This is a genomic window from Bradyrhizobium liaoningense, assembly GCF_018130955.1.
Lineage (GTDB): Bacteria > Pseudomonadota > Alphaproteobacteria > Rhizobiales > Xanthobacteraceae > Bradyrhizobium > Bradyrhizobium liaoningense_C.
Window position 1 is genome coordinate 1 of the sequence record NZ_JAFCJM010000141.1, and the last position, 2,182, is coordinate 2,182.

The 2,182-nt window shown below is 65.2% G+C and carries 1 protein-coding gene and 1 pseudogene; both read left to right on the top strand.

The window, feature by feature from the left end; all coding sequences use genetic code 11:
* The first annotated feature begins 188 nt into the window (after positions 1-188).
* A complete protein-coding gene (gene tnpB, locus JQ632_RS40390; RefSeq protein WP_312015714.1) occupies positions 189-422 on the top strand; it encodes an IS66 family insertion sequence element accessory protein TnpB in 234 nt (77 codons plus the stop codon).
* 187 nt (positions 423-609) lie between these two features.
* Positions 610-2,173, top strand: a pseudogene (gene tnpC, locus JQ632_RS39075) (IS66 family transposase).
* Positions 2,174-2,182 lie beyond the last annotated feature (9 nt).

Genomic DNA, 2,182 nt, shown 5'->3' on the forward strand with positions numbered 1-2,182 from the left:
CAACCTGGCTTTGTACCGGCAATGGTGGTCGCGGAAGCAGGGTCGTCGCCTTGTCCCATCGTGCCGGCGAGCAGCGGCGGGTCGATCGAGATCGAGTTTGCGACCGGAGTTCGGATGCGGATCACGGGTGCGGTCGACGCGGCGACGCTGAAGGCTGCCGTGGCAGCGCTGGCAGATGGGCGGCCGCGGTGATCCCCATTGCGTCGGGCGTGCGGGTGTGGATTGCGACCGGCCACACCGATATGCGTCGCGGCATGAACTCACTTGGCTTGCTGGTGCAGGAAGCCTTCAAGCGAGACCCGCACGGTGGCGACCTCTATGTGTTCCGCGGCAAAAGCGGCAAGCTGATCAAGATCCTTTGGCACGATGGACTGGGCATGTCGCTCTACGCCAAGCGGCTGGAGCGCGGCCGCTTCCTGTAGCCGTCGTCGGCTGATGGTGCGGTGACAATCACCCCAGCCCAGCTTGGCTACCTGCTGGAGGGTATCGACTGGCGGATGCCGCAACATACCTGGCGACCGCAGGCGGCGGGCTGATCGCCGGGATTTGAACCGGTGGCAGGATCAGCGGTTCGGACAGCGACCACGTCTTGTGATTCTCTGATCGGTGATGGGCGCTGATGATTCTCTTCCCGACGATGTGACCACGCTGCAAGCGATGCTGCGCGCCGAGCGAGCGGCCCGGTTAGCCGCGGAAGCCGAGGCCCAGGCGGGGACCTTGCTGATCGAGAAGCTCAAACTCACGATCAAGAAGCTCCGGCACGAGCAGTTCGGACAGTCCTCCGAGCGAGGCGCGTTGCTGGATCAGCTCGAGCTACAGCTCGCCGATCTGGAGGAGAACGCGGCGCAAGCTGAGACCGCGGCGCAGACGGCAGCCGAGAAGATCGCGGTGCCATCGTTCGAGCGCCGCAAGCCAGCCCGCCGGCCCCTGCCGGAGCATTTGCCGCGGGAGCGCATTGTCTATCCGGTGCCTTCCAACTGCCCATGCTGCGGCGACAGCCGATTGCGCAAGATTGGCGAGGACGTGACCGAGACGCTGGAACTCGTTCCGCGCCAGTGGAAGGTGATCCAGCACGTGCGCGAGAAGCTCGTCTGCCGGGCCTGCGAAGCGATCACCCAGCCGCCGGCTCCCTCGCATCCGATTGCGCGCGGTCGTGCAGGGCCCAAGCTGCTGGCCCATGTCCTGTTCGCCAAGTACGGCCTGCACCTGCCGCTTCATCGTCAGAGCGACGTCTACCAGCGTGAAGGCATCGATCTCGACGTATCGACACTCGCGGACTGGGTAGGTGCCTCCGCGGCAACCCTGATGCCGCTGGTTGACGCGATCCGGAGCCATGTCTTTGCCGCCGAACGCATCCACGCCGATGACACCACGGTGCCGGTCCTGGCCAAGGGCAAGACCCGGACCGGCCGGCTCTGGACTTACGTGCGCGACGACCGTCCGTTTGCTGGCCCAGATCCGCCGGCGGCCGTGTTCTTCTACTCGCCCGATCGTGGCGGTGCGCATCCGGAGCAGCATCTGGCCGGCTATGCCGGACTGATGCAGGCCGACGCCTACGCCGGTTTTGGCAAGCTCTACGAGGCCAATCGTAAGGGCGGCCCGATCATCGAGGCCGCGTGCTGGGCGCACGGCAGGCGCAAGTTCTTTGATCTGGCACGGCTCACCAAGGCGCCGATCGCGGCCGAGGCGGTCAAGCGCATCGATGTCCTGTTCGCCATCGAACGTGAGATCAACGGTCTTGCTCCCGAGGTGCGCCTGCGTGTGCGCCAGGAGCGCAGCCGCCACCTGATCGTCGAGCTGGAGGCGCGAGCAGCGCGCCAAGCTCTCCAGGAACAACGACACGACCAAAGCGATCAATTACTGCCTCAGCCGCTGGGATGCATTTGACCGCTTCCTTGATGACGGACGGCTTTGCATGACGAACAATGCTGCTGAGCGTGAGCTACGGGCGGTCGCCGTGGGACGAAAAAATTGGACCTTCGCCGGCTCCGATGAGGGCGGCCGGCGTGCGGCTGCGATCTACACCCTCGTCGCCACCGCCAAGCTCAACGACATCGATCCACAGGCTCGGCTCGCCGACATCCTGGCCTGCCTACCGGATCATCCCGCCAAGCGCATTGACGAACTCATGCCCTGGAATTGGCGATCTCAGAACGTCGCCCACGCCGCATAGCGCGATCGC